Here is a 24963-nt window from a genome sequence, read left to right as displayed (position 1 = left end):
TCGTTCGACTTGCATGTGTTAAGCACGCCGCCAGCGTTCGTCCTGAGCCAGGATCAAACTCTCCGTTAAAGACTCACGATTCCCCCGAAGGGGTAATCAGTCATAGACATCGAGCCAAATCACTAGCATAAAAACTCAAACTAGCAAACACTGGACCACCACAGACGGAAGAATGTGATGTCCAGCAACAACCACCCACATAAATGTGAAGTGGTCGCACCAAAAAAAATTTGGCACTGACATTCATCGGCACACTGTTGAGTTCTCAAAGAACACGCACACACCATCGCTTACGAATCTTGCATTCGCTCGTTCAGGGGTGACTTGTTCGTCGCCGCCAAGGCTTTCAGCTTCCGGCGCGGACACCAACCTTACCAGAAGGTTTGTGTCGGGGGAAATCGTTCAGGCGCCTTCGTCCAACCTCGTTGTCCCGGTCCCTCAGGTCCGGGTCGGTGTCCGTGTCGCTCTGACCTGGAATAAGTTACGGGAGGATCAAGTCGTTTCCAAATCGCCTGGTCACGAGGTTAGTGCGCCGCGTTTTACCTGGTCACGGCCGGTCGTCGGACGCGGTCCGCGCCGATCTCGTCCGGGTGACCCGCAGCACACCGTCAGGTATCGGTCCCGACCCGTTCGATTCCGCCGCCGAGCTCCTTGATGATCTCCACGAACCGCGGATAGCCGCGATCGATGTGGTAGACGTCGTGGACCTCGGTCACCCCGTCCGCGCACAGGCCGGCGAGGACGAGACCCGCACCTGCCCGGATGTCGGACGACCAGACCGGCGCACTCGACAGTTCCTCGACTCCCCGAACCACTGCGTGATGACCATCGGTCCGCGCATCGGCGCCGAGCCGAACCATCTCCTCGACGAACCGGAACCGCGCTTCGAACACGTTCTCGGTGATCATCGACGTTCCGTCGGCGACCGCGGCGAGCCCGATCGCCATGGGCTGCAGGTCGGTCGGGAATCCCGGATAGGGCAATGTCGCGAAGTTGACCGCCCGGGGCCGGTCGTTCTGGACGACCCTGAAGCCGTCGACCTCGGGGGTGACCGCGGCGCCGGCCGCGCGCAATTTGTCGAGCACGAGTGCGAGGTGCTTGGGATTGACGCCGCGAACCCGGACGTCTCCCTGCGTCATGGCGGCGGCGATCCCCCACGTCGCGGCAACGATCCGGTCACCGATGCAGCGGTGCGTCGTCGGCTCCAACGAAGGGACACCCGTGATCCGCAGCGTCGTCGTTCCTGCCCCGCTGATCCGGGCACCCATCTGCACGAGCATGTTGCACAGATCGACGATCTCCGGTTCCCGGGCGGCGTTGTCGATGGTGGTCTCACCCTTCGCCAGCACCGCCGCCATCAGTATGTTCTCGGTGGCACCCACCGACGGGAACGCCAGGCGAATGGTGGCGCCGTGCAGGTCGTCGGCCTCGGCGACGACGCAGCCGTGTTCGATCGTGCTGTGCGCACCCAGAAGACGCAGGCCGGTCTGGTGCATGTCCAGCGGACGGGAACCGATCGCGTCACCGCCCGGTAGTGCGACGACGGCCCGTCGGCAGCGTGCGACGAGCGGCCCGAGCACACATACCGATGCGCGGAACTGCCGAACCGCCGCGAAATCTGCCCGGTACTGCGGCTGCGCGGGCGTCGTGATGCGAACCTCGTCGCCTTCGAGCTCGACGACACAACCCAGTCCGCGGAGGACCTCCGCCATCAGGGGAACGTCGAGAATATCGGGGCAATTCGTGATGACGGTGGTGCCTTCGGCGAGCAACGCGGCGGCCATCAGCTTCAGAACACTGTTCTTGGCGCCACCGACGACGACCTCACCTACGAGCCGGCTACCACCGGTGACGAGAAAGCGTTCACTCACAACGCCACAGCGTAACGAGGCCTCCGGGATACCACCCGAGCCGGTACCGTGACGGCCATGGCTGTCCACCTCACCAGGATCTACACCCGCACCGGCGACGACGGAACGACCGGGCTCAGTGACTTTTCCCGAGTATCGAAGAACGACCCGCGACTGATTGCGTATGCGGACTGCGACGAGGCGAACGCCGCGATCGGCGTCGCGCTTGCACTGGGTGATGCGCCCGAGCGTTTCGTGCCCGTCCTGCGGCAGATCCAGAACGATCTGTTCGACGCGGGCGCGGATCTGTCGACTCCGATTGTCGAGAACCCGAAGTATCCGCCGCTGCGGATCACCCAGGCCTACATCGATCGCCTCGAAGGATGGTGCGACGAGTTCAACGAGGAACTCGAGCCGCTGAACTCCTTCATTCTTCCCGGGGGCACTCCCCTGGCGGCGTTGCTGCACACCGCCCGCACCGTCACGCGGCGGGCGGAACGCTCGGCGTGGGCGGCTGTGGATGCGCATCCGGACGACACGAACGTGCTGCCGGCGAAGTATCTGAACCGGCTGTCCGACCTGCTGTTCATTCTGGGCCGGCTCGCGAACCCGGACGGCGACGTCCTGTGGAAGCCGGGCGCCGGCGCCTGACCTGCTCGTGCGCGGTTTCGGTAGCTGCTGCTACCAAAACCGCGCACCGGGGGTCAGGTGTTGGGGCGGCGGCGCTGCGACCGATTCGACGGACGGGACTCGACCCAGGACAGGAACGCCGTCAGCGCTCCGGTGTCGAAGGCGACCTCGAAGACGTCGGTGCCGTCGGCCAGCTCGAGGATCACGATGTCCTCGGTCATGATGTCGTACTCGTTGCCCTCCGGCTTGCGACGTTCGCGCACCTCGACGCCTCGGCGGGTGATCCGGGAATCCGGCCCGAGACGGAGACTGGAGAGCTTGTAGAAGACGAGATTGTTCTCGCCGTACCGGATGATGCCGTGCCGCCAGCCGTTGCCGGCGTTGTTGGGCAGGACCCGCAGGATCGCGGCGGTTCCACCGCCGCGGAGTTTGCGAAGACGGTACAGAAAAGCCGCGACGGCGCCCGCGAGCAGCACAACAAGAATGACTAGAACGATCATTCCTATTGTCACTGCTCGTGGCTCCGTCGCGGCTTCTCGTAGTTCTTCTCGATCAGGCGCGCTCGACGGCCCGCAGGCGACCCTTGGCCGCTGCGATCTCTGCCTCGTCCTGGCTCTCGGCGAGGACCGCCTTGGCGGCCTCCACGTCGATGTCCTGAACGAGGTCCGCGTCCTCGGCGAGCACGGTCACCGACGTGGCGGTCACCGAGAGGAAACCGCCGTGCACGGCAGCGACGATGCGCTCACCGTCGACGGTCGTGACGGCAACGACGCCGCCCTCGACGAGCTGGCCGAGAACCGGCTCGTGTCCGGGCATGATGCCGATCTCGCCTTCGGTGGTCTGCGCGGAGACCAGCTTCGCCGAACCCGACCACACACGCTGCTCGACGGCAACGATGTCAACGGTCATCTCAGCCATGTCGGACTACTTTCCGGCGATCTTCTTGGCTGCGGCCTCGACGTCGTCGAGTCCACCGCAGCTGTTGAAGGCCTGCTCCGGAAGGTGGTCGAACTCGCCCTTGCAGACGCGGTCGAACGCCTCGATGGTGTCGCGCAGCGGCACGACCGAACCGGGCTCACCGGTGAACTTCTCGGCGACGATGAAGTTCTGGCCGAGGAACTTCTGCAGGCGACGGGCGCGGCCGACGAGGACCTTGTCCTCTTCGGAGAGCTCGTCCATACCGAGGATGGCGATGATGTCCTGCAGTTCCTTGTACTTCTGCAGGATCCGCTTGACCTCGTTGGCGACGCGGAAGTGCTCGGCACCGACGATGCCGGGCTCCAGGATGCGCGAGGTCGACGTCAGCGGGTCCACAGCGGGGTAGATACCCATCTGCGAGATCGGACGCGAGAGCTCGGTGGTCGCATCGAGGTGCGCGAAGGTCGTGGCCGGCGCCGGGTCGGTGTAGTCGTCGGCGGGGACGTAGATCGCCTGCAGCGAGGTGATCGAACGACCACGGGTCGAGGTGATGCGCTCCTGCAGCTCACCCATCTCGTCGGCCAGCGTCGGCTGGTAACCCACGGCCGAAGGCATACGACCGAGCAGGGTCGAAACCTCGGAACCGGCCTGGGTGAACCGGAAGATGTTGTCGATGAACAGCAGCACGTCCTGGCCCTGGACATCGCGGAAGTACTCCGCCATGGTCAGCGCGGACAGGGCAACGCGCATACGCGTTCCCGGCGGCTCGTCCATCTGGCCGAACACGAGGGCCGTGTCCTGGAGAACGCCCATCTCCTCCATCTCGAGGTGGAGGTCGGTGCCCTCACGGGTGCGCTCGCCGACGCCGGCGAACACCGAGGTGCCGGAGAACTCACGCGCGATACGGGTGATCATCTCCTGAATCAGAACGGTCTTGCCGACACCGGCGCCACCGAACAGACCGATCTTGCCGCCCTTGACGTACGGGGTCAGCAGGTCGATGACCTTGATACCGGTCTCGAGGATCTCGGTCTTGCCCTCGAGCTGGTCGAAGGCCGGGGGCTTGCGGTGGATGCCCCACTGCTCGCCGTCGCGGCCGGTGCCCGGCGCGTCGAGGCAGTCACCGAGGGCGTTGAACACGTGGCCCTTGACGACGTCACCGACGGGAACGGAGATCGGGCGACCGGTGTCGACGACGGAGGTGCCGCGCACCAGGCCGTCGGTCGGCTGCATCGAGATCGTGCGGACCAGGTTGTCACCCAGGTGCTGCGCGACCTCGAGGGTCAGGGTCTTCGCCACGGTCGGCAGAGTGACCTCTGCGTGGAGGGCGTTGAACAGCTCGGGCACGGCGCCACGCGGGAATTCCACGTCGACGACGGCGCCGATGACGCGGACGACGCGCCCGGCAAGGGCCGACGCCGCACCGGCGTTGTTGTCGGTTACTGCTGCGGTCATTGTGGTTCAGTCACTTCCTGCACTCGAGGCGAGCGCACCGGCACCGCCGACGATCTCGCTGATTTCCTGGGTGATCTGGGCCTGGCGGGCCTGGTTGGCCTGTCGGCTGAGTGTGTTCACCAGTTCCGTGGCGTTGTCCGTCGCGGCCTTCATGGCGGTACGGCGAGCGGCCGACTCGGAAGCGGCCGCGTCCAGCAGCGACGCGAAGATACGCGTGCTGATGTACTTCGGCAGCAGTGCCGCGAGCAGCGTCCCGGCCTCCGGCTCGAAGTTGTACCCGGCACGCGGTCCTTCGTTGCCCGACGCGCGGTGGCCGTCGGACAGCATGTCCTCGCCGAGGTCGATCTCGTCCTCGGTGATGCTCACCTCGAGCGGCGCCATACGGCGGACCTCGGGGGTCTGCGTCAGCATCGACACGAAACGCGTGTAGACGATGTGCAGTTCGTCGACGCCCTCGATGGTGCCCACACCGTTCGGGTCGGGAACCTCGGAACCGGACCCAGCCATGAACAGCTCCACCAGGTGGCGGCTGGCCTTCGCGGCGTCCGCGTAGCGCGGAGCCTGCGAGAAGCCGGTCCACGCACCCGCGACCGGGCGCTCACGGAAGGTGTAGTAGGCCAGGCCCTTGCCGCCCAGCACGTACAGCACCGGCTCCTTGCCCTCGCTGATGAGCAGCTGACGCAGCTCTTCGGCTTCCTTGAGGACGTTGGAGTTGTAACCACCGCACATACCGCGGTCGCTGGTCACGACCAGCACGGCGGCACGCTTGGGGTTCTCGCGCTCGTTGAGCAGGGGGTGATCCAACGACGCCGACGCGCTCGCCAGCTCCGAGAGGACCTTGGTGATCTCCTCGGAGTACGGCTTCGACGCGGCAACCCGAGCCTGGGCCTTGGTGATGCGCGAAGTCGCGATCAGTTCCTGCGCCTTGGTGATCTTCTTGGTCGAGTTGACCGACTTGATCCGCGAGCGCAGCTCACGCAAGCTAGCCATTCGTCGATCACACTCCCTTCACTGGACGCTCGGTCATGGTCTCCCCGCTCACTTGCGAACGGTGGTGCGCTTGACGGAGACCTGCTCCTGCTCGACCTCTTCGGCGCCCAGCGGGGCGGCCTCGGCCTCGTTCACGACGCGGCTGCCGTCGGAGGCGATGAAGCCCTCCTTGAACTTGGCGGTCGCGGCGTGCAGGGCCTCGATCGACTCGTCGGACAGCGCCTTGCCGCCGGCGATCTGCTCGTAGACGCCTGCGGCGCTGCGGTGCAGATCCTCCAGGAGCTCGGTCTCGAAGCGACGCACGTCCTCGACCGGAACGGAGTCGAAGACACCCTCACCGGCGAGGAAGATCGAGACGATCTGGTCCTCGACGGCGATCGGCGCGTACTGGTCCTGCTTGAGCAGCTCGACGAGACGCTGACCGCGCTCGAGCTGAGCCTTCGACGCGGCATCGAGGTCCGACGCGAAGGCGGCGAAGCCTTCGAGCTCACGGAACTGCGCGAGCTCCAGACGCAGCGAACCGGACACCTTCTTCATGCCCTTGGTCTGGGCGGCGCCACCGACTCGGGAAACCGAGATACCGACGTTGATGGCGGGGCGGACACCCTTGTTGAACAGGTCGGACTCGAGGAAGACCTGGCCGTCGGTGATCGAGATGACGTTCGTCGGGATGTAGGCCGACACGTCGTTGGCCTTCGTCTCGATGATCGGCAGCGCGGTCAGCGAACCGCCGCCGAGCTCGTCGGACAGCTTCGCCGAACGCTCCAGCAGACGGGAGTGCAGGTAGAACACGTCACCGGGGTAGGCCTCACGTCCCGGCGGGCGACGCAGCAGCAGCGAGATGGCGCGGTACGCCTCGGCCTGCTTGGTCAGGTCGTCGAACACGACGAGGACGTGCTTGCCCTGGTACATCCAGTGCTGGCCGATGGCCGAACCGGTGTAGGGGGCCAGCCACTTGAAGCCGGCGGAGTCGGAGGCCGGAGCCGCGACGATGGTGGTGTACTCCATCGCGCCGTTCTCCTCGAGGGCCTGCTTGACACCCGCGATGGTCGAACCCTTCTGGCCGATCGCGACGTAGATGCAGCGGACCTGCTGCTTCGGGTCGCCGGTCGCCCAGTTGGCCTTCTGGTTGAGGATCGCGTCGATGCAGACCGCGGTCTTACCGGTCTTGCGGTCGCCGATGACGAGCTGACGCTGGCCGCGGCCGATCGGGGTCATCGCGTCGATGGCCTTGATGCCGGTCTGCAGCGGCTCCTCGACCGGCTGGCGCTGCAGCACGGTCGCGGCCTGCAGCTCGAGGGCGCGGTTCTCGGTGGACTCGATCTCGCCGAGGCCGTCGATCGGCTGACCCAGCGGGTTCACGACGCGGCCGAGGTAGCCGTCGCCGACCGGCACCGACAGAACGTCGCCGGTCCGCGTGACTTCCTGGCCCTCAGCAATGTCCTGGAAGTCGCCGAGGATAACGGCGCCGATCTCGGTGGCCTCGAGGTTGAGGGCCACGCCCAGCACGCCACCGGGGAATTCCAGCAGCTCGTTGGCCATCGCCGACGGGAGGCCGCTGATGTGCGCGATGCCGTCACTGGTGTCGACGACCACGCCGACCTCCTCGCGGGAGGCCTCCGGGGAGTAGCTCGCGGTGTAATTGTCAATCGCGCTACGGATCTCGTCGGAGGAGATCGTCAGCTCCGCCATGTTCTTCCTGCTCTCGGTATCTGGTCTTCGAAAAGATCTCTAGGTGTGTGTTCGGTAGTGGACTACGTGAGGTTCTTCCGCACGGCCGCAAGTCGTCCCGCAGCTGTGCCGTCGATGACCTCGTCGCCCACCCGGACGACCAATCCACTGAGGAGCTCGGGATCGACCTCGACGTGGACCGTCACAGGCTTCCCGTAGGTGCGGGTCAGAATCGCGCTGAGGCGCTCGGTCTGAGCCTGGCTGAGGGGGGCGGCGCTGCGCACGTGGGCGACCGCGCGGTCCCGCTGAGTTGCAGCGAGAGCGGACAGCTCGTCGAACGTGTCGGCCGGGGCCTTCTTCAGGCGCCCGACGGCCTGAACTGCCAGAGCCTCGGTGACCGCCGTGCACTTGCCGTACAGCAGGCGCGAGAGGAGCTCGCGCTTGGCCTGCACGGGGGTGCTGCGGTCGGAGAGAGCCTGCTCGAGTTCCCCGCTGCCGGCGACGATCCGTCCGAGCCGGAACAGCTCGTCCTCGACCGTGTCCAGCTGGTTCTGGTCTTCCGCCGCCTTCAGCAGGGCCTCGCGGCCGAGCTGAACGAGCGAGTTGGTCAGGTCGGACTGCGCCGACCAGTCCTGGCCCACCGCGGCCTTGACGGTCGCCAGGGCCGCGGCCGAAACCTTGCCCCCGAAGACCTGCTCGGCCAGCGCCTGGCGAGCTGCCGCCGGGGTCGAGGCGTCCGCCAGCGCACCGCGAAGGGTGCGCTGGCCGTCGAGCACCTCGACCACCGAGAACAGATCGGAGCCGGCCTGTGCCGCAGCGGCAGTCGCGGCACCCGCACCAGCGGATGCGGTGCTCGACGCCAAGGCGTCCTGCAGCGCGGATCGCGTATGAGCGAGTGCCTCACGGCTTGCTGCGTACATGGTGCTCACTTTCCGGATGCAGAGTCAGCGCTGAGGGATTCGAGCTCGCTGAGGAAGCGGTCGATGGAACCGGCACGCTTGACGTCATCGGAGAGAGCCTCACCGATGATCTTCTCGGACAGGTCGACGGCGGTGCGGCCGAGATCGCCACGGAGTTCGGTCACGATCTGCTGACGCTGGGCCTGCAGCTGAGCGTGGCCGGCAGCGACGATGCGGTCGCTCTCCTCCTGGGCCTGCGCCTTCATGTCGGCGATGATCTGCTGGCCCTGGGCACGGGCCTCTTCGCGGATCTGCGCCGCTTCGGTACGGGCCTCGGCGAGCTGCGCGCGGTACTGCTCGAGCGCGGCAGCGGCTTCCGCCTGTGCCTCCTCCGCCTTCTTGATGCCGCCTTCGATCTGCTCCGATCGCTCGTCGAGGACCTTCTGGAACAGCGGAAGCACGTACTTCCAGAAGACGAGACCGACGATGATCAGGGCGACGAGCGACCAAACGATGTCGTACGTCGCGGGCAGGAGCGGATTATGGGTCTCCGCCTCCTCCGCGAGCAACAGGATGCTGTCAGCCATGGTCGCGACGATCAGAAGATGAAGCCGGCAACGATGCCGATCAGCGCGAGGGCCTCGGTGAATGCGATACCGAGGAACATGGTGGTGCGCAGCTGTCCGGCCATCTCGGGCTGGCGGGCCATGCCCTCGATCGCCTTACCGACGACGATGCCGATGCCGACGCCCGGGCCGATGGCGGCGAGGCCGTAGCCGACGGCACCGAGACCCCTGAAGGTGGTCTCTTCCTGCGCGAGGATCTCGACTGCCTGAAGCGCAACGCTCATTGGTGTTCCATTCCCTTTCTAGTGGCTCGGCCCCGGGGATCGGCAACCGAGTCAGTCTGTGGTGTTGTGTGGTGGTGCAGTTCGGCTAGTGCTCTTCGGCGTGCAACGCGAGGTCGATGTAGACCGCGGTCAGCAGCGAGAAGATGTAGGCCTGCAGGACGATGACCAGCAACTCGAAGAAGGTGAACGCGACGCCACCGATCACCGAGCCGATACCGAACAGCTTCATCGCGCCCTCGGACGAGAAGAAGAAGAACTGGGTCGCGCTGAAGAACAGCACCAGCATGATGTGGCCGGCCAGCATGTTGGCCATGAGACGGATGGTCAGCGTGAACGGCCGCAGCAGGAAGGTCGAAACGAACTCGATCGGGATGACGAGGATGTGGAGCGCGGGCGGCAGGTTCGGGATGACGATGCTGCTCTTGACGTAGCGGAAGAAGCCGTACTTCTTGATGCCCACGTAGTTGAAGACGACGTACGCGAGCAGGGCCAGCACGAGAGGCATGCCGATGCGCGCGTTCGACGAGATGTTGAGGAACGGAATGATCGAGGTCAGGTTCAGCCCGGCGACGAGGAAGAAGATCGTCACGAGAACCGGGAGGAAGCGACGGCCCTGTTCCTTACCGAGGATGTCCTCGGCGATGTTGATCCGAACGAAGTCGATCATGATCTCGGCGACGTTCTGCACGCCGCGCGGAACGATCTTCGGGCTGCGCATAGCGAACGCGAAGAACGCCGCAAGCAGGACGGCGACGACGACGCGGATGAGCATCAGCCGGTCCATTTCGAAGGGGGTGCCCTCGAACAGGACTGCTGGTGGAAAGAAATCGGCTAGTGACGGCGCGTGGAATTCTCCGGCTGCCAAGGTGGTGACGCTCAGCGCTCTCTCCCGTAGTCGGCCGCAGGCATTGCCGTCTGCGGTTCGATCGGACATTGACGATCCAACAAGTCGACAAGGTCGGCTCGCGTATTCGCCAGCTGCTGTGGGCGATCGGATCGGCCCCGCGTCTGTCGGTGTCGGCGACTCTCGTCGACTCGGCGGCCATTTGAACACGACCGCCTGCAAAGATACAACCGCGACGGTCCCTCAGGACTACCGGCTGGTCGCAACTCGCTTGGCATTACCCTAGCAACACATCTACGACAACGCGTAGGGGGGTAGAGACGCTGTAGGGAATTGACAAGTGCAACTACTCCCGTTCGTCGTTCCCCGCATTACCCGAATCGGGCACAACGTACAGCGCCCGCTGCGACACCACGCCGTACGTTTCCGCGCCCAGCACGATCACCAGAGCGAACACGATCGTCAGGACCAGCGCACCCTTGCTGTAGAAGTCCAGGGGCTTGAGCAGGGCCATCACCACGATCGCCAGGATCAGCTTGAGCAGCCACGTGCCCAGCAGCACCGCCCCGGCGGTCGTCGCGGGCAGGCGCGAGGTGAGCAGCACCCCGAGCGCCGTGAACAGGATGAACCCGCCGCCGACGGCCGCGCCGATCAAGGCACCCCACAGGCCCGGCATTCCCGCGACGAGCACGGAGATCACGGCGGACACCACCGTCAGGGCGACCAACCCGAGCGCGCCGTACCGGACGGCCGCGCGCATCGGCGCCGACGGATCGGGCAGGGCGGGAAGTGGCTGAGCAGGCTGATCGGAAGAGGTCACGGGTATCAAGCCTAACCGACCTCGCCGTCGCCTCCCCCGGCCCCGTGGACCGGATCGGGGCCGTCACCGTGAGCCTCGGCGTCACTGTGACGCAGTGCCGGCACCGCGGTGACGACGAGCGCGAACACCAATCCCGCCGCGGTGAGCAGCACCACCGCGCGGCGATCGATGAGGGCGGATCCGACCGCGCCGAACGCGAGAACGCCGACCCACAGGTAGATGAGCAGCACGACGCGCCGATGCGAGTGACCGATCTGCAGCAGACGGTGGTGCAGGTGCATCTTGTCCGGGCTGAACGGGCTGACGCCCGCCCGGGTGCGCCGCACGATGGCGAGCAGCAGGTCCAGGATCGGGATGAACATGACGGCGCCGACCAGGAGCAGCGGCGACAGCAGACCGAGCAGGTCGCGGGTGCCGTACGCGGCCAGCGGGATCCTGCCGGAGGCGCTCGTGGACACCGCGGCGAGCATGAGTCCGATGAGCATCGATCCCGAGTCGCCCATGAAGATCCGGGCCGGCTGGAAGTTGTGCGGCAGGAAGCCCAGGCACGCACCGGCCAGGGCCGCGGCGATCAGCGCCGGCGGGTAGGCGCTGACGTCGCCGCCCTGATCGTGCAGCAGCCCCACGGAGAACAGGCAGATCGCGACGGCAGCGATGAGCCCGATACCTGCGGCGAGACCGTCGAGACCGTCGACGAAGTTCATCGCGTTGATCATCACCGCCGCGACCGCGACCGTGACGAGACCGCCCTGCAGTTGGTCGAGAACCAGGGTGTTGCCGCTGAACGGATCGAAGATGACGATCCAGCTCACCCCCATCACCGCGAGCACCCCCGCGGCGGTGACCTGACCGACGAACTTCGTCAGCGCGTCGAGACCCCAGCGGTCGTCGATGATGCCGACGACGACGATGATCGACCCTGCCACGAGCGCCGCGCTCATGTCGGATGTGTATTCGAATCCCCGTGTCAGCGCGGGCAATTGCTGTGCGAAGACCAAACCGGCGACGAGCCCGAGATACATGCCGACGCCACCGAGCCGGGGCGTCGGAATCACGTGTACGTCGCGTTCGCGGGGTGCCGCGACGGCACCGAACCGGATCGCGGCGATCCGGACGAGCCCGGTCGCGAGGAACGTCACGACAGCGGCGGTGAGCAGCACCAGCAGCAGTTCGCGGAGAGGCACACCGGCGCCGCGGCCCGACTGGGCCAGCACCAGGGCAGTGTCGACGGAAGTCACCTACGCAGGTCCCTGCCCGTCACTCCCCGCCGGGGCGCAGACGGGCCGGGTCCTCGCCCAGCACCTCCGCGATGTCCTCGATCGGCACGGCGCCCTCGCGGAGGATGCGCGGACGGTCCGAGGTCATGTCGACGATGGTCGAGGCGACCGCGTGCTCCGACGGTCCGCCGTCGAGGTAGACGCTCACCGAGGCGCCGAGCTGCCGGCGGGCGTCCTCGACGACCGCGGCGGGCGGCTGCCCGGAGACGTTCGCGCTCGAGACGGCGAGCGGGCCGACATCGCGCAGCAGTTCGAGGATCACCGGGTGCAGCGGCATCCGCAGCATCACCGTGCCGCGGGTGTTTCCGAGATCCCAGGCGAGTGACGGCGCCTGGGGCACCACGAGGCTGAGCCCGCCCGGCCAGAACGCCCGGATGAGTTCCCGGGCCTCGGGACGGACCGTGCTGACCAGGCCGTCGATGGTGTTCCATGAGCCGACGAGCACCGGGACCGGCATGTCCCTCCCGCGACCTTTCGCGCGCAGCAGACTCGCCACCGCGTCGCCGTCGAAGGCGTCGGCGGCGATTCCGTAGACGGTGTCGGTCGGCACCACGACGAGCCTGCCCGCCTTGAGGGCACCACGTGCCGCGTTGATGCCTGCTGATCGGGAATCCGGCTTACTGCAGTCGTAGACGGTGCTCACGCGACCATCCTTCCATCCGCGATTGCGTGCCCGACGTCACCCTGTTCCGTCACGCGTCCGCTCCGGTTCCCTTGGCTGCACGGGAGCGTTGCGCCTCGACGTCCGTGGGCACCCGCATCGCGACGACGAATCGCGGCCGCCCCGCCAGATCGGGGTGTTCGGCGACCTCGCCGAACACCCGGCGCTGGGCGAACAGCTCTGCGGTCTGCGCGCCGTTGGTGTCGTCGTGTTCGACGGCGACGGCCCCTCCGATGCGCAACCAGCGCGCGATGTTGGAGACCATCGGCTTGATGACCGACAACCCGTCGGGGCCACCGAAGAGCGCGGAGTGGGGGTCGTGGTCGATGACCTCGGGCTCGAGTTCGGCGCCTTCGGGAATGTAGGGCGGGTTCGCGACGATCAAGTCGACGCCGCCTTCGAGTTCGGTGAGCAGCTCGCGGTCGGTGACGTCACCCTGGTGCAACACGATCGGGGTGTCGCCCTGCGACGCCCGGTACTCGGCGTTCCGCCGGGCCCACGCGAGCGCCTTCGGCTCGAGCTCGACCGCGTGGACGACCGCGTCCGGCCGGGCGTGCGCGATCGCCAGTGCCAGCGCACCGGAACCGGTACACAGGTCGAGCACGACCGGGGACCGTCGCGGGTAGCTCTCGAGGAACGCCAGTGCCCAGCCGAGCAGCAGTTCCGTCTCGGGACGCGGCACGAACACTCCGGGTCCCACGGCGAGGTCGATCTCCCCCATCGCCGAGGTCCCGGTGATGTATTGCAGCGGGATTCGCTTGGCGCGCTGGGCGATCATCGCCCGGTAGGCATCGACCATCGCAGCATCGACCAACGGCACCAGGCCCAGCCTGGTCCGTTCGATTCCGAGCAGGTGCGCGGCGAGCAGTTCGGCGTCCGCGCGGGGGCTCGGCACACCCGCTTCCTCGAGCACCGACACCGCCTCGATGATGGCCAGGCGCAGAGGTTGACGATTCACGGCGTACAGACTGCCATGCCGGTCACGATCGGAGAACGGACAGGTCGGGGTCGGCACGACCGTAACCGTTCCGGGTCGACCCTCGGACCCGCCGGGCAGGGGTAGCAGCAGGCCGGTCGGCGGCGGATTGAAGAACGTGTCGGGCGGGAAACAGAACAGTGACCGATACCTTCGGGTCGGTTCTGTCGACGGAAAGGATTTCTCGTGAAGACACGGACTGTTCGCGGATTGACGATTCTCGCTGCTACCGGCGCCGCCGCGCTCACGGCACCCGCACTCTCGGGTGCCGTGCCCATCGATGTCCAGCCGATCCCGATCGGATGCCCCGCGGGAATCGGGCCGGTGGACACCGAGACGGTCGTCGACGAAGAGGATGTCGCGACCGACGAGATCGAGTACGAGATCGAGCAGGACGGCAGCGGCGGTGGCCAGGTCGCCTGGCTCAACATGTCGACGCTGCAGCAGGGCACAGACGCGTTCCCGGGTCCGGTGGACGACGAGGAACCCGCCGTCGTCGTCGAGACGGGAGAAGGCCTCGTGGTGAGCGCCGTGTGGGGCACCCACGAGAACGCCGACGGCGAGTCCTGCTTCCTGCTTCCGGGCTTCGACCTCAGCGACGTTCCTGCCACGCCTCGTCCCGCAACCGAATAGGCCGTGGCCGATCCGGCCTCACCGCAGACGACGATCCGAGCCCGGCTTCGACCGTTATTCCGCGGCGAGCCGGGCTTCGCGGTCGGCCTGCCCCAGCGCGTCCAGCAGAGCGTCGAGGTCGCCGTCGAGCACGGCGTCGAGGTTGTGCGCCTTGAACCCGATCCGGTGATCGGTGATGCGGTTCTCGGGGAAGTTGTAGGTGCGGATGCGCTCGGACCGGTCGACGGTACGGACCTGGCTGGCACGGTCCGCGGACGCCTCGGCCTCGGCGGCCTCTTCGGCGGCGGCCTGCAGGCGGGCCGCGAGAACCTGCATGGCGCGAGCCTTGTTCTGCAGCTGCGAGCGCTCGTTCTGGCAGGTCACGACGATTCCGGTGGGCAGGTGGGTGATGCGCACGGCCGAGTCGGTGGTGTTGACACCCTGGCCGCCCTTGCCCGATGAGCGATACACGTCGATACGCAGATCGTTTTCGTCGATCTGCACTTCCTCGACCTCGTCCGGCTCGGGGTAGATGAACACGCCCGCGGCGGACGTGTGGACCCGGCCCTGCGATTCGGTGACCGGCACGCGCTGCACGCGGTGCACGCCACCTTCGAACTTCAGGCGTGACCACACGCCGTCGCGCACGTCGGTCTTCGACTTGATCGACAGCGTCGCGTCCTTGTAGCCACCGAGATCGGAGTAGGTGGCACCGAGGACCTCGACACGCCAGCCGGCACGCTCGGCGTACCGGGTGTACATGCGGGCCAGATCCGCCGCGAACAGAGCGGATTCCTCGCCGCCCTCCCCCGACTTCACCTCGAGGACGACGTCGTCGCCGTCGTGCGGGTCGCGCGGAGCGAGCAGGTCGGTGAGCGTCTTCTCGAGTTCGGCGACGGTCTCTTCGAGTCCGGGGACCTCCGCGGCGAACGCGGAATCGTCCGACGCCAGCTCACGGGCCGCCTCGAGATCTTCGCGGGCGGTCTTCAGCTTCGTGTAGGTCGCCATGACCGGGGCGAGCTCGGCAAAACGCTTGCCGACGCGGCGCGCCGCCGCCGGGTCGTTGTGCAGTGCCGGATCGGACAACTGCTGTTCCAGACCCGCGTGTTCGGCCAGGATGTCGTCGACGGCCGACGGCTTGGTCTGCCCCGCCATGGGTTCGCTCCACTCTGTCTGTCGTGCTGTTCGTGTGTCGGTGCACGCGAACGGGAAAAGCCTGTGAAAACACCGACGCCCGGTCTGTGACGATGACAGAACCGGGCGTCGGCAGGGCTGCTAGCTGTCGGCAGCGGCCTTCTTCGGGGCGCGCTTGCCGTAGCGAGCCTCGAAGCGGGCAACGCGTCCGCCCGTGTCGAGGATCTTCTGCTTGCCCGTGTAGAACGGGTGGCACTGCGAGCAAACTTCGACCGTGATCCGGCCGGACTCGGCGGTGCTGCGCGTCTCGAACGTGTTCCCGCAACCGCAGACGACGGTCGTCGCCACGTAGTTCGGGTGGATTCCTGCCTTCATGGTGTCCCTTTCGATGGCCGCCGGGTCGCCTTCGCCGTTCGAAGACGTGAACCGGGACCGGACTCAGCTGTTCGATTATGCCAAACGCCTGCCCGGGGAAAAAATTCCCCGGGCCGCGCTTCTAGTCCTCGAGCGCCCCGGGCGCGGTCTTGGCGACCTGCAGGAGGAACTCGACGTTGCTCTTGGACTTCTTGAGCCGGTCGATGAGCAGATCGATCGCCTGGTGCGAATCGAGTCCGGAGAGCACGCGGCGCAGCTTGTGCACCACCGCGAACTCGTCGGGGCTCATGAGCAGCTCGTCCTTGCGGGTACCCGACGGATTGACATCCACCGCCGGGAACACACGGCGCTCGGCGATCTTGCGGTCGAGCTTGAGCTCGGCGTTGCCGGTGCCCTTGAACTCTTCGAAGATCACGGTGTCGCCGGTCGAACCGGTCTCCACCATCGCGGTCGCGATGATGGTGAGCGAACCGCCGTTCTCGATGTTGCGGGCAGCACCGAGGAACCGCTTCGGCGGGTACAGCGCGGTCGAGTCGACACCACCGGACAGGATGCGTCCCGATGCCGGCGAGCTGTTGTTGTACGCGCGCCCGAGACGGGTGATCGAGTCGAGCAGCACCACGACGTCCCGGCCCTGCTCGACCAGGCGCTTCGCCCGCTCGATGGCGAGCTCGGCGACCGAGGTGTGGTCTGACGGCGGACGGTCGAACGTCGAGGCGATGACCTCGCCCTTCACCGAACGCTGCATGTCGGTGACCTCTTCGGGACGCTCGTCGACGAGAACGACCATGAGGTAGCACTCGGGGTTGTTCGTCGAGATCGCGTTCGCGATGTCCTGCAGCACCGTGGTCTTACCGGCCTTCGGCGGCGAGACGATGAGTGCACGCTGGCCCTTGCCGATCGGCATGATCAGGTCGATCACGCGGGTGGTGAGCACATTCGGCGTGGTCTCGAGACGCAGCCGCTGGTTCGGGTACAGCGGGGTGAGCTTGTTGAACTCGGGGCGACGCTTCGCCGCCTCGACCTCACCGCCGTTGACCGAGTCCAGACGCACCAGCGGGTTGAACTTCTGCCGCTGGTTGCTCTGCTCGCCCTCGCGCGGGACCCGGACGGCACCGGTGATCGCGTCACCGCGGCGCAGGCCGTTCTTGCGCACCATGTTCATCGACACGTACACGTCGTTGGGGCCGGCCAGGTAGCCGGAGGTCCGCACGAACGCGTAGTTGTCGAGGACGTCGAGGATGCCTGCGACGGGCTGCAGGACGTCGTCCTCGCGGATCTCGGGCTCGCGCGAATCGGTGCCGGTCGCCTCACCGCGGTCACGTCCACGACGGCGCTCACGGAAGCGACGACCCCGGCGGCCGCGGCCGCCTTCCTCGTCCTCGCCACCGCGGTTGTCGCGGTCCTGGCGCGGGCCCTGGCCGCGATCCTCGCGCTGGGCACGGTCGCCCTGGTCGCGCTGAGGCCGCTGGCGGCCGTCGCCCTCGCCCTTGTCCTCGCCGCGTCCACCCTGCTCGGGGGCCTGCTCCGGGGCCGGAGCCTCGGTCTTCCGATCCTGCTCACCCTGTTCGGTGGCCTGCTCGGCACCACGGCGACCGCGACGCTGACGACCGCGGCGGGGGGCTTCGACCTCGCCGTCACCCTGCGGACGCTCGCCGGCCTCGACCTGGGTCTTCGGCTGCTCGGCAGCCTCGGCCTTCGGCTGCTCGGCAGCTTCGGCCTTCGGCTGCTCGGCCTTCGGCTCGTTGTCGGCGCTTTCCGGTGCGGCCGTACGCGTCCGGCGCGTCCGCGCCGGTCGTGTGGTCTCGGCGGGCGCCTCGGACACCGCCGCCTTGTCTGCGGCCGGAGCGCTCGACACGCCCCCGCCCTGGCGTTCCTTGATCGCGGCGATCAGGTCGCCTTTACGCATCCCGGAGGTGCCCTTGATGCCGAGTTCGGACGCGAGGGCCCGCAGCTCGGCGAGCACCATGCCCGAGAGGCCGGCGCCGCGACGCCCAGCGGCGCGCGGCGAAGAGGTCTGCGAAGAATCGTCCGCCTGCTCCCCCGCGGATGACCCCGGGACGTCGAGAACAGGCGTAGCGATCAGATCCGTATCGGTCACGGAGATCCTTTCCTTCCCTCACTCGCGCCACGCAGAGTCGAGGGTTCGTTCCCACAGATCAGCTCGTGCACCGATCCGGGATTTGCCTAACTGTTCACAGGATCGAACGGTCGGCACGTCCGCTATCACGCCATCCCCCGGCAGTTACAGTCCCTTGACCCCTGGAACGAGGACATGTGAGGGTCGGTCAGGATCTGGCGCTCCGATGGAGCTGGAGACAATATCCTGAAGAGCCGACGGCTGAAACGCACGACGTGCGGACAAAGCACAGGATAGCGACGAACTGTACGTTGAGCAAGAACGCGATCCCGCCCCGGCGTGTTCCCGGCCCCGCAAGGAGGCTCAGATCACCTCGACCCCGCCGGCGACCTCGAGTTCGAGGACCGTCAGGTCGTCCGCTTCCGCCGCAGCGCGCAGTTCGGCGGGGAACGGCTCGGTCGTCAGCGCCAGCACGGTGGGTCCGGCTCCGGACACCGTAGCGGCGATTCCCGCCTCGCGGAGCCGCGCGATCCACTTGGTGGTGAGCGGCAGCGCCGGAGCCCGCTGCCCCTGGTGCAGCATGTCCTCGGTCGCGGGCATCAGCAGGTCGGGACGCTGGGTCAGCGCGACCACCGCCAGTGCGGCGCGGCTGACGTTGAACGACGCGTCGCGATGCGGCACGAGATCGGGCAGCAGTCCGCGGGTGTGCGCGGTCGACGAGCGGACCGACGGGACCAGCACGACGACCTTGATCGCCGGGTCCACGGCCAGCTTCACGGCCCGGTAGACACGCTGCTCGGCGTCGACACCGGCTTCGCTCCACGATACGACGGCACCGCCGAGGACGCTCGCCGACGCGTTGTCCGGGTGCCCCTCGAACTCGGAGGAGAGCTGCACGAGCTGCGCGTCGTCCAGTGCCCGCTCCGGCGCGACCTTGCGCACCAGGCCGTTCGCCGCGGCGAGCCCGCCGACGACGGCGGACGCCGAGGACCCCAGACCCCGCGAATGGGGAATGACGTTGCGGCACACGATCTCCAGGCCGTCGGCCCACACACCCGCGGCTTCGAGGCCACGTTCGACCGCACGCACCACCAGGTGGGTGGGGCCCCACGGCACCTCCTCGGCGCCCTCCCCTTCGACGCGGACGTCGAGACCGGATCCGGTTGTGGTGACGGTGATCTCGTCGTACAACCCGAGAGCGAGACCGAGCGAGTCGAATCCGGGCCCCAGATTCGCACTCGACGCGGGAACCCGGGCCGTCACCGAGATCCCTACCGGCAGAGTCTGCGTCATGTCGTGATTCCCAACAGAGGAGGGCGAGGCGGTCACTGTGTCTGCTCGAGGACTAGGCCAGTTCGAGCGCCGAGGCCACAGCGACGGGGTCGACCGGGATCGGCTGCACCACGGGAACGTCGCGCAGGGCGGTGTCCGGGTCCTTGAGGCCGTTGCCGGTGACGGTGCACACAACCCGGAGGCCGCGCGGCAGCCAGCCCTCCTTGCTCGCGGCGAGCAGACCCGCGATCGACGCCGCCGACGCCGGCTCGACGAAGATCGACTCGGACTTCGCGAGCAGGTGGTACGCCTCGAGGATCTCCTCGTCGGTGGCGGCACGGAACGCGCCGTCCGACTCCTCCTTCGCGGCGACCGCACCGTTCCACGACGCGGGAGCGCCGATCCGGATCGCGGTGGCGATGGTCTCGGGATCCTTGACCGGGTGGCCGAGCACGAGCGGGGCCGCACCGGCGGCCTGCACACCGAGCATGCGGGGACGGCGGGTGCTCACGCCGTCGGCGAAGTACTCGGAGTAGCCCTTCCAGTACGCGGTGATGTTGCCCGCGTTGCCCACCGGGAGCACGTGCACGTCGGGAGCGTCGCCGAGCGCGTCGACGATCTCGAACGCGGCGGTCTTCTGTCCCTCGATACGGACCGGGTTGACGGAGTTGACCAGGCCGATCGTCGGGAACTCGGCGGTCGTCTTGCGGGCCAGCTCGAGGCAGTCGTCGAAGTTGCCCTCGACCTGGACGATCCGGGCGCCGTGCATGACGGCCTGGGCGAGCTTGCCCATGGCGATCTTGCCCTGCGGCACGAGCACCGCGCAGCCGATTCCCGCGCGGGACGCGTACGCGGCAGCCGACGCAGAGGTGTTGCCGGTGGAGGCGCACAGCACCGCCTGCTTGCCGGTCGCCAGCGCCTCGGTGACGGCCATCGTCATGCCGCGGTCCTTGAAGGAACCGGTGGGGTTGAGCCCCTCGACCTTGACGTGGACCTCGCAGCCGGTGATCTCGGACAGGCGGGGTGCCGGGAGCAGCGGCGTACCACCCTCGCGCAGCGTCACCGTCTTCCAGCCCTCACCGATCGGCAGTCGAGAACGGTACGCCTCGATCAGGCCGGGCCACGGGGTGTGCACGGGGGTGATGTTCTTCTCGGCCGCGCTCATTCGGCGGATCCCTCCAGTCTCAGGACACTGGTCACAGCAGTTACGGATTCGAGTTCATCGAGTGCTGCGACGGTACTCGACAACGCTTCGTCGGTGGCGCGGTGCGTGAGCACCACCAGGCGCGCACCGTTCCCGGCGCCTTCCTGGCGCACGGCGGAAATGCTGACCCCGCGCTTGGCGAACTCGGCGGCCACGGCGGAGAGCACACCTGCCCGGTCCGCGACCTGCAGGTTCACGTAGTAGCGGGTCATGATCTCGCTCATCGGCGCGATCTCGAGATCGGCGTACTTCGATTCGCGGGGACCGCGACCGCCCTGCACGCGGTTGCGCGCGGCCATCACCAGGTCGCCCATCACCGCGGACGCGGTGGGAGCGCCGCCGGCACCCTGGCCGTAGAACATCAGGCGGCCCGACGCCTCCGCCTCGACGACGACGGCGTTGAACGCGCCGGACACGCTCGCGAGGGGATGCTCCCGCGGAACCAGCGCGGGGTAGACCCGCGCCGAAACCTTGTCCTTGCCGTCCTCGGTGGTGATGCGCTCGCAGATCGCGAGGAGCTTGACGGTGCAGTTCAGCGCGCGAGCGGACGTCAGGTCGGCGGCGGTGATCTTCGAGATGCCCTCGCGGTACACGTCGGCGGCGGTGACGCGGGTGTGGAAGGCGATGGACGCGAGGATCGCGGCCTTGGACGCGGCGTCGAAGCCCTCGACGTCCGCGGTCGGATCGGCCTCGGCGTAACCGAGCCGGCCCGCCTCGGCGAGCGCCTCGGCGTAGTCGGCTCCGGTCTCGTCCATCGCCGACAGGATGTAGTTGGTGGTGCCGTTGACGATGCCGATGACGCGGTTGACGCGGTCGCCGGCCAGGGACTGGGTCAGCGGGCGGATCACCGGGATCGCACCGGCGACGGCGGCCTCGAAGTACAGGTCGACGTGCTTGGCCTCGGCGGCCTCCGCGAGTTCACCGGTGTACTCGGCGAGCAGCGCCTTGTTCGCCGTGACCACGGACTTGCCGGCGTCGAGCGCGGTCCGCACGAGCTTGCGGGGCAGGTCGATGCCGCCGATGACCTCGACGACGATGTCGACGTCGTCGCGCGCGATCAGTCCCTCCGCGTCGGTGGTCAGCAGCTCGACCGGGATGCCGCGGTCCTCGGAGACGGTGCGCACGGCGACACCGCGCAGCTCCAGCGGCGCACCGATGCGTGCCTCGAGATCGGCTGCGTCGTCCCGGATGATGCGGACGACCTCGGCGCCCACGGTGCCGTGGCCGAGCACCGCCACGCCGACGGGACGCGGCGCCTGACTGGTCCCCGTTTCGGTCGTCACTCCGTAACCTCCAAGCTGAGCAGATCTTCCACGGTTTCCCGACGCAGGATGACGCGGGAAACGCCGTCCTTGACCGCCACGACGGCGGGACGGGCCAGCAGGTTGTACCTGCTGGACATCGAATAGCAGTATGCACCGGTCGCGGCGACGGCCAGCAAATCCCCGGCTTGGACGTCCTCGGGCATCCAGGTGTCGCGGATCACGATGTCACCGCTCTCACAGTGCTTGCCGACGACTCGCGAGACGACCGGATCCGCGTCGCTGACGCGGGAGACCAACCGGGCCTCGTACTCCGCCTGGTACAGGGAGGTGCGGATGTTGTCGCTCATGCCGCCGTCGACGCTGATGTAGCGGCGGCTGTGACCCGCGGCGACCGCGACGTCCTTGATCGTGCCGACCTCGTAGAGGGTGATCGTGCCCGGTCCGGCGATGGCGCGGCCCGGCTCGACCGCGAGGGTCGGGGTGGGCAGTCCCGCCAGCGCGGATTCGGTGCGCACGATGTCGAGGAGCTTCGCGGCGAGTTCCTCGACCGGCGGCGGATCGTCGCTCGGCACGTACGAGATGCCGAGTCCACCGCCGAGGTCGACGATGTTCAGCTGGGACGTCTTGTCCACACCGAACTCGGCGACGATGTCGCGGAGCAGGCCGATCACGCGGTGTGCGGCCAGTTCGAAGCCGTCGACGTCGAAGATCTGCGAGCCGATGTGGCTGTGCAGGCCGACCAGCCGGAGGTTGGCGGTCTCGAAGACCCGGCGCACCGCGGACATCGCAACCCCTCCGGCGAGCGAGAGACCGAACTTCTGGTCCTCGTGCGCGGTGGAGATGAACTCATGGGTGTGCGCCTCGACACCGACGGTGACCCGGATCAGCACATCCTGCACGACCCCGGCTTCCCCGGCGATCGCGTCGAGCCGGTCGATCTCGGCCATCGAGTCGAGCACGATGTGCCCGACGCCGGCCGCGACCGCGGTGCGCAGTTCGGCGACGGACTTGTTGTTGCCGTGCATCGCGATCTTCTCGGCGGGGAACCCGGCGTGCAGTGCGACCGCGAGTTCACCGCCGGAGGCGACGTCGAGGCACAGGCCCTCCTGCTGCACCCAGCGGGCGACCTCGGTGCACAGGAACGCCTTGGAGGCGTAGTGCACCTTGGTGTCGGGCCCGAACGCCGCGGCGATGTCGCGACACCGGGACCGGAAGTCGTCCTCGTCGATCACGAACAGCGGGGTGCCGTACTTCTCGGCGAGTTCGGTGACGGGAACCCCGGCGATGCGGACGGCGCCGTCGTCGCCGCGGCTCGTGCCGCGCGGCCACACCTGCCGGTGCAGCGCGTTCAGTTCCTCGTGGGTGGTGGGCCGTTCGGGCAGGCCCGGTGCGTGCGGGATCTCCGCGTGCCGCGGACCGGCGGGGTGCGCGTTCACATCCGCTCCGGAGCGCTGACGCCGAGCAGGCCGAGGCCGTTGGCGAGAACCTGACGGGCCGCTGCGCACAGCGCGAGCCGCGCGGTGTGCAGGTCTCCGGGCTCCTCGTCGCCCTGCGGGAGGATGCGGCACGCGTCGTAGAACCGGTGGTAGGCGCCGGCGAGTTCTTCGAGGTAGCGTGCGACCCGGTGCGGTTCGCGCAGTTCCGCGGCCTTCGCGACGACGCGCGGGTACTCGCCGATGGTGCGGATCAGGTCGCCCTCGCGGTCGTGGGTGAGCAGCGCGAGGTTCGCGCCCTCGGCGCTGAGACCGAGGTCGGCGGCGTTGCGCGCGATCGACGAGAGGCGGGCGTGCGCGTACTGCACGTAGTAGACCGGGTTCTCGTTGCCGGCCGACGCCCACAGCTCGAGGTCGATGTCGATGCTCTGGTCGACCGACGAGCGCACGAGCGCGTAGCGGGCGGCGTCGACACCGATCGCCTCGACGAGGTCGTCGAGGGTGATGACGGTGCCGGCACGCTTGCTCATCTTCACGGCCTGGCCGTCGCGCACGAGGTTGACCATCTGGCCGATCATGACCTCGACGGTGTCGGGGTCGTCACCGAATGCGGCCGCGGCGGCCTTGAGCCGGCCGATGTAGCCGTGGTGGTCGGCGCCGAGCATGTAGATGCACAGGTCGAAGCCGCGCGAGCGCTTGTCCTGGAAGTACGCGATGTCGCCGGCGATGTAGGCGGCGTTGCCGTCGGACTTGATGACGACGCGGTCCTTGTCGTCGCCGAAGTCGGTGCTCTTGAGCCACCACGCGCCGTCGGCGTTGTACAGGTTGCCGGAGCCCTTGAGCGTCTCGACGGCCTTGTCGACCGCGCCGGATTCGAACAGCGAGTTCTCGTGGAAGTACACGTCGAAGTCGACGCCGAACTCGTGCAGCGTGCGCTTGATGTGCGCGAACATCAGGTCGACGCCGATGGACCGGAACGTCTCGTGCCGCTCGGCCTCGGGCAGGTCGAGCGCGCCGGGCGCACGCTTCTGCACCTCGGCGGCGATGTCGACGATGTAGTCGCCGGCATAGCCGTCCTCGGGGGCCGGTTCGCCCTCGGCCGCGGCGATCAGCGACCGCGTGAAGCGGTCGATCTGCGCGCCGTGGTCGTTGAAGTAGTACTCGCGGGTGACCTCGGCGCCCTGCGTCGACAGGATCCGGCCGAGCGCGTCGCCGACCGCGGCCCAGCGGGTGCCACCGAGGTGGATCGGGCCGGTCGGGTTCGCGGACACGAACTCGAGGTTGATCTTGCGGCCGGCGAGCGCATCGGAGTTGCCGTACGCCGAGAGCTCGGTGAGCACCTTCGCGACGATCGCGCCCTGCGCGTCGGCCGCGAGGCGGATGTTGAGGAAGCCCGGTCCCGCGACCTCGGCCGATTCGATGCCGTCGGCGGCGGTGAGCGCTTCGGCGAGCCAGGTTGCGAGCTCGCGCGGGTTCACACCGGCCTTCTTCGCGACCTGCATCGCCACGTTGGTCGCATAGTCGCCGTGCTCCGGGTTCCGGGGCCGCTCGACGGTGAGGGTCTCGGGCAGGACGGACACGTCGAGGTCACGCTCGGCGAGCACCCTCGCAGCGGTTCCGTGGAGCAATTCGGCAAGGTCGGCAGGAGTCACAGGAGTTCATCCTATTGGCTGGCCCCTGCGAGCACCGACGGTGCCCCACAGGAGCGCGCCCGTACAGTTGTGGGGGCACGCGGCCCGGGGCCGCG

The 24963-nt window shown here is 67.7% G+C and carries 24 protein-coding genes and 1 rRNA gene; 2 read left to right on the top strand and 23 right to left on the bottom strand.

What is annotated here, in order from left to right; translation table 11 throughout:
• Positions 1-69 (bottom strand): 16S ribosomal RNA (locus tag M1M07_RS19305); the annotation flags it as partial.
• A gap of 539 nt (positions 70-608) precedes the next feature.
• Positions 609-1871: a UDP-N-acetylglucosamine 1-carboxyvinyltransferase gene (gene murA, locus M1M07_RS19300; protein WP_248675238.1), complete on the bottom strand. Its 1263-nt coding sequence runs from the start codon at positions 1869-1871 to the stop codon at positions 609-611.
• A gap of 57 nt (positions 1872-1928) precedes the next feature.
• Here murA and M1M07_RS19295 point away from each other — a divergent pair, with 57 nt between their 5' ends.
• A complete protein-coding gene (locus tag M1M07_RS19295) occupies positions 1929-2501 on the top strand; it encodes a cob(I)yrinic acid a,c-diamide adenosyltransferase (protein ID WP_248675237.1) in 573 nt (190 codons plus the stop codon).
• Positions 2502-2554: 53 nt separating this feature from the next.
• On the opposite strand, the gene M1M07_RS19290 is transcribed toward M1M07_RS19295, so the two are convergent.
• The 13 genes from M1M07_RS19290 to prmC all read right to left on the bottom strand — a co-directional run bounded on the left by M1M07_RS19290 (position 2555) and on the right by prmC (position 13823).
• A complete protein-coding gene (locus M1M07_RS19290) occupies positions 2555-2980 on the bottom strand; it encodes a DUF2550 domain-containing protein (protein WP_197252034.1) in 426 nt (141 codons plus the stop codon).
• A 52-nt stretch (positions 2981-3032) separates the two neighbouring features.
• Positions 3033-3398 carry a F0F1 ATP synthase subunit epsilon gene (locus M1M07_RS19285; protein WP_197252035.1) on the bottom strand — a complete coding sequence of 122 codons (366 nt, stop codon included), beginning with the start codon at positions 3396-3398 and terminating at the stop codon, positions 3033-3035.
• 6 nt (positions 3399-3404) lie between these two features.
• Positions 3405-4853: a F0F1 ATP synthase subunit beta gene (gene atpD, locus M1M07_RS19280; protein ID WP_197252036.1), complete on the bottom strand. Its 1449-nt coding sequence runs from the start codon at positions 4851-4853 to the stop codon at positions 3405-3407.
• A 6-nt stretch (positions 4854-4859) separates the two neighbouring features.
• Entirely contained in the window at positions 4860-5843 is a 984-nt protein-coding gene (locus M1M07_RS19275) for a F0F1 ATP synthase subunit gamma (RefSeq protein ID WP_197252037.1), read from the bottom strand.
• Positions 5844-5891: 48 nt separating this feature from the next.
• Positions 5892-7535, bottom strand: a complete 1644-nt coding sequence (gene atpA, locus M1M07_RS19270; RefSeq protein ID WP_248675236.1) for a F0F1 ATP synthase subunit alpha — start codon at positions 7533-7535, stop codon at positions 5892-5894.
• A 62-nt stretch (positions 7536-7597) separates the two neighbouring features.
• The gene (locus M1M07_RS19265; protein WP_248675235.1) at positions 7598-8434 is read right to left on the bottom strand and encodes a F0F1 ATP synthase subunit delta; all 837 of its coding nucleotides are present in this window, start codon (positions 8432-8434) and stop codon (positions 7598-7600) included.
• Between the two features lie 5 nt (positions 8435-8439).
• The gene (locus tag M1M07_RS19260) at positions 8440-9000 is read right to left on the bottom strand and encodes a F0F1 ATP synthase subunit B (RefSeq protein WP_197252040.1); all 561 of its coding nucleotides are present in this window, start codon (positions 8998-9000) and stop codon (positions 8440-8442) included.
• An 11-nt stretch (positions 9001-9011) separates the two neighbouring features.
• Positions 9012-9263: an ATP synthase F0 subunit C gene (locus M1M07_RS19255; RefSeq protein WP_248675234.1), complete on the bottom strand. Its 252-nt coding sequence runs from the start codon at positions 9261-9263 to the stop codon at positions 9012-9014.
• An 85-nt stretch (positions 9264-9348) separates the two neighbouring features.
• Entirely contained in the window at positions 9349-10197 is an 849-nt protein-coding gene (atpB, locus tag M1M07_RS19250) for a F0F1 ATP synthase subunit A (RefSeq protein ID WP_248675233.1), read from the bottom strand.
• Positions 10198-10453: 256 nt separating this feature from the next.
• Positions 10454-10867 (bottom strand): hypothetical protein, encoded by a 414-nt coding sequence (locus tag M1M07_RS19245; RefSeq protein WP_197252047.1) that lies wholly within the window; start codon positions 10865-10867, stop codon positions 10454-10456.
• Positions 10868-10938: 71 nt separating this feature from the next.
• Positions 10939-12165, bottom strand: coding sequence for an MraY family glycosyltransferase (locus M1M07_RS19240; protein ID WP_248675232.1), 1227 nt, complete (start codon positions 12163-12165; stop codon positions 10939-10941).
• A 19-nt stretch (positions 12166-12184) separates the two neighbouring features.
• A complete protein-coding gene (locus M1M07_RS19235; protein WP_197252041.1) occupies positions 12185-12847 on the bottom strand; it encodes an L-threonylcarbamoyladenylate synthase in 663 nt (220 codons plus the stop codon).
• A gap of 49 nt (positions 12848-12896) precedes the next feature.
• Entirely contained in the window at positions 12897-13823 is a 927-nt protein-coding gene (gene prmC / locus M1M07_RS19230; RefSeq protein WP_248675231.1) for a peptide chain release factor N(5)-glutamine methyltransferase, read from the bottom strand.
• A gap of 204 nt (positions 13824-14027) precedes the next feature.
• Between prmC and M1M07_RS19225 the strand changes: the two genes are divergently transcribed.
• A complete protein-coding gene (locus tag M1M07_RS19225) occupies positions 14028-14474 on the top strand; it encodes a hypothetical protein (RefSeq protein WP_248675230.1) in 447 nt (148 codons plus the stop codon).
• A gap of 54 nt (positions 14475-14528) precedes the next feature.
• On the opposite strand, the gene prfA is transcribed toward M1M07_RS19225, so the two are convergent.
• The 8 genes from prfA to argS form a co-directional block, all read right to left on the bottom strand.
• A complete protein-coding gene (prfA, locus tag M1M07_RS19220) occupies positions 14529-15608 on the bottom strand; it encodes a peptide chain release factor 1 (RefSeq protein WP_197252044.1) in 1080 nt (359 codons plus the stop codon).
• Between the two features lie 120 nt (positions 15609-15728).
• Positions 15729-15962 carry a 50S ribosomal protein L31 gene (gene rpmE / locus M1M07_RS19215; RefSeq protein WP_248675229.1) on the bottom strand — a complete coding sequence of 78 codons (234 nt, stop codon included), beginning with the start codon at positions 15960-15962 and terminating at the stop codon, positions 15729-15731.
• Between the two features lie 121 nt (positions 15963-16083).
• On the bottom strand, positions 16084-18063 hold the full coding sequence (gene rho / locus M1M07_RS19210; RefSeq protein ID WP_248675228.1) for a transcription termination factor Rho: 1980 nt from the start codon (positions 18061-18063) through the stop codon (positions 16084-16086).
• A gap of 342 nt (positions 18064-18405) precedes the next feature.
• A complete protein-coding gene (gene thrB, locus M1M07_RS19205; RefSeq protein ID WP_248675227.1) occupies positions 18406-19335 on the bottom strand; it encodes a homoserine kinase in 930 nt (309 codons plus the stop codon).
• Between the two features lie 52 nt (positions 19336-19387).
• Entirely contained in the window at positions 19388-20479 is a 1092-nt protein-coding gene (gene thrC / locus M1M07_RS19200) for a threonine synthase (protein ID WP_197255218.1), read from the bottom strand.
• Entirely contained in the window at positions 20476-21801 is a 1326-nt protein-coding gene (locus tag M1M07_RS19195) for a homoserine dehydrogenase (RefSeq protein ID WP_197255219.1), read from the bottom strand. Before M1M07_RS19195 ends, thrC begins: the two co-directional genes overlap by 4 nt.
• On the bottom strand, positions 21798-23219 hold the full coding sequence (lysA, locus tag M1M07_RS19190) for a diaminopimelate decarboxylase (RefSeq protein ID WP_248675226.1): 1422 nt from the start codon (positions 23217-23219) through the stop codon (positions 21798-21800). Before lysA ends, M1M07_RS19195 begins: the two co-directional genes overlap by 4 nt.
• Positions 23216-24868: an arginine--tRNA ligase gene (gene argS, locus M1M07_RS19185; RefSeq protein ID WP_248675225.1), complete on the bottom strand. Its 1653-nt coding sequence runs from the start codon at positions 24866-24868 to the stop codon at positions 23216-23218. Before argS ends, lysA begins: the two co-directional genes overlap by 4 nt.
• Positions 24869-24963: the final 95 nt, after the last annotated feature.

This window comes from Rhodococcus sp. HM1 (assembly GCF_023218075.1).
Taxonomy (GTDB): domain Bacteria; phylum Actinomycetota; class Actinomycetes; order Mycobacteriales; family Mycobacteriaceae; genus Rhodococcus.
Note: the sequence above shows the minus strand (reverse complement) of the source record. Positions and strands in the feature narration are given on the sequence as shown.

Coding starts and splice junctions, on each gene's coding strand:
- M1M07_RS19295 (WP_248675237.1), top strand. CDS start 1,929: ATGGCTGTCCACCTCACCAGGATCTACACCCGCACCGGCGACGACGGA.
- atpD (WP_197252036.1), bottom strand. CDS start 4,853: ATGACCGCAGCAGTAACCGACAACAACGCCGGTGCGGCGTCGGCCCTT.
- prfA (WP_197252044.1), bottom strand. CDS start 15,608: ATGGCGGGGCAGACCAAGCCGTCGGCCGTCGACGACATCCTGGCCGAA.
- M1M07_RS19260 (WP_197252040.1), bottom strand. CDS start 9,000: ATGGCTGACAGCATCCTGTTGCTCGCGGAGGAGGCGGAGACCCATAAT.
- M1M07_RS19290 (WP_197252034.1), bottom strand. CDS start 2,980: ATGATCGTTCTAGTCATTCTTGTTGTGCTGCTCGCGGGCGCCGTCGCG.
- M1M07_RS19265 (WP_248675235.1), bottom strand. CDS start 8,434: ATGTACGCAGCAAGCCGTGAGGCACTCGCTCATACGCGATCCGCGCTG.
- M1M07_RS19285 (WP_197252035.1), bottom strand. CDS start 3,398: ATGGCTGAGATGACCGTTGACATCGTTGCCGTCGAGCAGCGTGTGTGG.
- thrB (WP_248675227.1), bottom strand. CDS start 19,335: ATGACGCAGACTCTGCCGGTAGGGATCTCGGTGACGGCCCGGGTTCCC.
- M1M07_RS19255 (WP_248675234.1), bottom strand. CDS start 9,263: ATGAGCGTTGCGCTTCAGGCAGTCGAGATCCTCGCGCAGGAAGAGACC.
- rpmE (WP_248675229.1), bottom strand. CDS start 15,962: ATGAAGGCAGGAATCCACCCGAACTACGTGGCGACGACCGTCGTCTGC.
- thrC (WP_197255218.1), bottom strand. CDS start 20,479: ATGAGCGCGGCCGAGAAGAACATCACCCCCGTGCACACCCCGTGGCCC.
- atpB (WP_248675233.1), bottom strand. CDS start 10,197: ATGTCCGATCGAACCGCAGACGGCAATGCCTGCGGCCGACTACGGGAG.
- atpA (WP_248675236.1), bottom strand. CDS start 7,535: ATGGCGGAGCTGACGATCTCCTCCGACGAGATCCGTAGCGCGATTGAC.
- M1M07_RS19245 (WP_197252047.1), bottom strand. CDS start 10,867: ATGCGCGCGGCCGTCCGGTACGGCGCGCTCGGGTTGGTCGCCCTGACG.
- M1M07_RS19275 (WP_197252037.1), bottom strand. CDS start 5,843: ATGGCTAGCTTGCGTGAGCTGCGCTCGCGGATCAAGTCGGTCAACTCG.